Source organism: Acidisphaera rubrifaciens HS-AP3, from assembly GCF_000964365.1.
Taxonomy (GTDB): domain Bacteria; phylum Pseudomonadota; class Alphaproteobacteria; order Acetobacterales; family Acetobacteraceae; genus Acidisphaera; species Acidisphaera rubrifaciens.
Genome location: NZ_BANB01000186.1, coordinates 1 through 3,711 on the forward strand (window position 1 = coordinate 1; position 3,711 = coordinate 3,711).

5 protein-coding genes are annotated in these 3,711 nt (G+C 72.4%); 2 read left to right on the plus strand and 3 right to left on the minus strand.

Annotation, left to right across the window (positions count from 1 at the left end; all coding sequences use genetic code 11):
- Positions 1–193 precede the first annotated feature (193 nt).
- Positions 194–952 (plus strand): SDR family NAD(P)-dependent oxidoreductase, encoded by a 759-nt coding sequence (locus B8460_RS06720; RefSeq protein WP_048860813.1) that lies wholly within the window; start codon positions 194–196, stop codon positions 950–952.
- A 3-nt stretch (positions 953–955) separates the two neighbouring features.
- On the opposite strand, the gene B8460_RS06725 is transcribed toward B8460_RS06720, so the two are convergent.
- Positions 956–1,936, minus strand: coding sequence for a LysR family transcriptional regulator (locus B8460_RS06725; RefSeq protein WP_241771132.1), 981 nt, complete (start codon positions 1,934–1,936; stop codon positions 956–958).
- A 38-nt stretch (positions 1,937–1,974) separates the two neighbouring features.
- On the opposite strand from B8460_RS06725, the gene B8460_RS06730 reads away from it, so the two are divergent.
- Entirely contained in the window at positions 1,975–2,517 is a 543-nt protein-coding gene (locus tag B8460_RS06730; protein ID WP_241771133.1) for a flavin reductase family protein, read from the plus strand.
- A gap of 3 nt (positions 2,518–2,520) precedes the next feature.
- Here the strand turns inward: B8460_RS06730 and B8460_RS06735 are convergent, their stop codons facing one another.
- On the minus strand, positions 2,521–3,228 hold the full coding sequence (locus B8460_RS06735) for a TetR/AcrR family transcriptional regulator (RefSeq protein WP_048860815.1): 708 nt from the start codon (positions 3,226–3,228) through the stop codon (positions 2,521–2,523).
- A 62-nt stretch (positions 3,229–3,290) separates the two neighbouring features.
- The coding region (locus B8460_RS06740; protein ID WP_048860816.1) for an alpha/beta hydrolase at positions 3,291–3,711 on the minus strand (421 nt) is incomplete at its 5' end.

Here is a 3,711-nt window from a genome sequence, read left to right on the forward strand (position 1 = left end):
GGCGGCGGCGGCGGCGGCGCTGGACGACTGCGACGTGATCGCGCTCGCGCAGTTCAGCCTCGCGCGGGCGGCGGATGCGGTCGCGGCGGCCACGGGACGGCCGGTGCTGACGACGCCGGACAGCGCGGTGCGCAAGCTGCGCCGGCTGCTCGGCGCCTGAACGGCGAACATAAGAAAACGGGGGAGACGGGACATGCGGTTCGACAAGCGGGTGGCGGTGGTGACCGGCGGCTCACAGGGGATCGGCGAGGCGGCGGCGCGGGTGCTGGCGCGCGAGGGCGCGTCGGTCGCCGTGCTCGCGTCATCGAGCGTGGAGAAGGCGCAGCGCGTCGCGGCGTCGCTGCCGGGACAGGCGCGCGCCTATGCCGCCGACGTGCGCGACGGCGCCGCGCTGCGCCGGGTGATCGACGCGGTGTGCCGGGATTACGGCCGCATCGACATCCTGGTGAACAGCGCGGGCGTGTTCTATCCGACGCCGGTCGGCGAGACCGACGACGACGCCTATGACCGCACCATGGACATCAACGTCAAGGGCACGTGGAACGCGATCAGCGCGGTCGCGGCGACGATGAAGGCGGCGCGCTACGGCCGCATCGTCAACGTTGCGTCGGTGTGCGGGATGACGGCGCTGGGCGGCTATGCGGTCTATTCGGCGAGCAAGGCGGCGGTGATCATGATGACGCGCGCGCTGACGCAGGAGCTGTCGCCGCACGGCATCAACGTCAACGTGGTGGCACCCGGCAACACCGAGACGCCGATGAACCACGACATACGCACCAAGCCGGAGCTGAAGCCGTTCCTCGACGCGATGGCGGCGCGCACGCCGAGCGGGCAGACCTATTCGAGTGCCGAGGACATCGCCAACATCATCGCCTTCCTCGCCTCCGACGCGGCGCGGGCGATGCACGGCTCCTGCGTGCTGGCCGACGAGGGATTCTCCAGCGTCCTGTAGGCGTCACGGCGCGGCGTCGTCCCACACCGCGCCGAGCCGCGCCGTCTCCTCCGCCAGCACCGCGAGGAAGGCGGCGGCGGCGGCCGGCAGGGCGCGGGAGGAGGCCTGCACCGCCACCAGGTCGAGGGCGAGCGGCGGGTCGGCGAGCGGGCGGATCGTGTAGCGGCCGGGGGCGGCGTCGGAGGCCATCAGCACCCCCGGCAGGATCGCCACCCAGTCGGTGCGCGCGACGAGATCGAGGGTGGCGAACATGGTGTCGAGTTCCATCGTCGCGGCGATCCGCGCGCGGCTCGCGGCGAGGTAGGCGCGCAGCGTCTGCGCCCGCGCGTTCTGCGCCGCCGGCGTGACGATGCGCAGCGGCGGCAGGTCGGCGAGGCGCACCGGGCGGCGATGATCCGCCCCCCCGCCCGCCGTCACCAGCAGTTCCGGCGTGCGCGCGAAGGGCTGCGCGCGCAGGCCGTGCATGTCGCCGCCCGCGGGCACGATGGCGAAGGCAACGTCGCCCGTGCGGACCTGTTGCAGCAGGGCGGCGCTGTAGGCCTCCACGATGCGGACGATGACGTTGGGGTGGCGTTCGTGGAAGCGGACCAGCGCGCCGGCGAGCACGCAGCGCGTCATCGTCGGCATCAGCCCGATGCTGCATGTCCCGTCGAGCCCGCCCGCGTAGACGCGCAGCGCCTGCCCCGCCGCGTCGTTGAGGCGCAAGACCTCGACGCAGTGGCGGTAATAGAGGTCGGCGGCGGGCGTCGGCTGCACCTGCGCCGGCCCGCGCAGGAACAGCGCCATCCCGGCGCGCGCCTCCAGCTTGCGGATGTGCTGCGAGACGCCGGATTGCGTGGCGCCCTCGCGCTCCGCCGCGGCGGTGAAAGAGCGTTCCTCGTAGACGGCGACGAAATAGCGGATGTCGCGCAGGCTGTCGGCGAGCGTCATCACCAAACCTGATGCCTCCCAGGCGATCATGTCCTTGGACCGCCGCGCGCGCACGTCCTAGTTTTGGTGGACGAGGCAGGCAGGCGGGCGCCGTGGACGGAACCGACGACACACATCTGGATCTGACGAAAGGCGCCGACGCGCAAGCGCTGCGCACGGCGCTCGGCCGTTTCGCGACGGGCGTGACGGTGGTGACGACGCGCGGCGAGAGCGGCCGCGCGGAGGGTCTGACGGCCAATTCCTTCGCCTCCGTATCGCTCGATCCGCCGCTGGTGCTGTGGTCGCTGCGCAGCGGCGCGCCGTCGCTGGCGGGCTTTCTCGGCGCCGGGTGGTTCGCGGTGCACGTGCTCGGCGCCGATCAGCATCATTTGTCGCGCCGCTTCGCCGCCCCCGCCGCGGACAAGTTCGCGGGACTGTCGTGCGGCACCGGCCTCGGCGCCTGTCCGCTGCTCGACGGCTGCATCGCGCGGTTCGAGTGCCGCACGGAGAAGACGGTCGAAGCCGGTGATCATGTGATCTTCATCGGCCGGGTGCAGCGCCTCGCGCACCGCGACGGACGGCCGCTGCTGTTCCATGGCGGCGCGTATCACGCGGTCGCGCCGCTCGCGGCGCGGCGGGAGGCGGATGCGGCGTAGGGATCAGGCGACCGAGCGCGACGGCGCCGCCGCCTCGGCCAGGGCGCGTTCGGTGACGCGGCGCTGCCCCTCCAGCATCGCGGCGACGGAGCGGTCGATCAGGGTTTCGAAGTCGCCGGTGATCTGCGCGCGATAGATGTGCTTGCGCATCGCGTAATAGAACAGGCCGCCGTGGAATACCCAGGTATGATCGAGCTCCGCGCGGCTGATCGGGATCACGCCGCGGTCCGGCAGGCCGCAATAGGCGCGTATCTCGTTGCAGATCGGCTCCAGCACGTTGCGCTCCACGTGGCCGATATAGCGCGCGTTGATGTCGCGCCCGGCGAGGCCGGCGAACAGATAGAGGCGTATCCACTCATAGGTATAGGTCGCGCCGGCATAGCGGCGGTAGAACTCGCCCAGCCGGTCGGCGAGCGGGCGGGCGCGGTCGCCGATCAGCGAGGTCCAGCCCTGATCGAAACGCTGGAAGAAGATTTCCTGGAACACCCGTTCGATCAGGTCGTTCTTGGTCGGGAAATACTTGTAGAGCAGCGGCTGGGTGATGCCCAATCGCTCGGCCAACTCGCGCGTGTTGCCGGTGAGGCCGTGTTCGGCGAAGAAGCGGATGGCGCCGTCGATGATCTGCCGCTCGCGCGCCTCGCGCGCGAGGCGACGGCGCGGCGCAGGCTTCTCGCCCGGCCGCGCGCGTGTCGATCCTGTCCGTCCGCCCATGCTGGTCCACCTCCGTGCGCGCGCACCCTAGCGTGCGCGCGGCGCGGGCGGAAACGGCGGCCTCAGGCGGCGGGATCGAGGAAGCCGTCCACGGCGCGGTCGAAGGCGTCGGTCCGGTCGAGATTGACGATGTGGGCGGCGTCCGCGACGACGGCGAGGCGCGCGCCGGGAATCGCCGCGGCGATCGCCCGCATCGCGTCGAGCGGGATGCCGGCATCCGCGCCGCCCGCGACGAGCAGGGTGGGACAGGCGATGCGCGCGAGATCGTCCGTGAGGGCCAGGCCCTGGATCGCCCGCGCGCAGCCGGCATAGCCGGCGGGATCGGTGCGCAGGATCGCGTCGCCGAGGCGCGCGCGCAGCGCCGGGCGCGCCGCCTGCGTCGCCGGCGAGAGCCAGCGGTCGAGCGTGCCGGACAGCACCGCTTCCATGCCCCCGGCCGCGACGGCGGCGAGCCGCGGCTCCCATGCCGCGGCATAGGCGGGC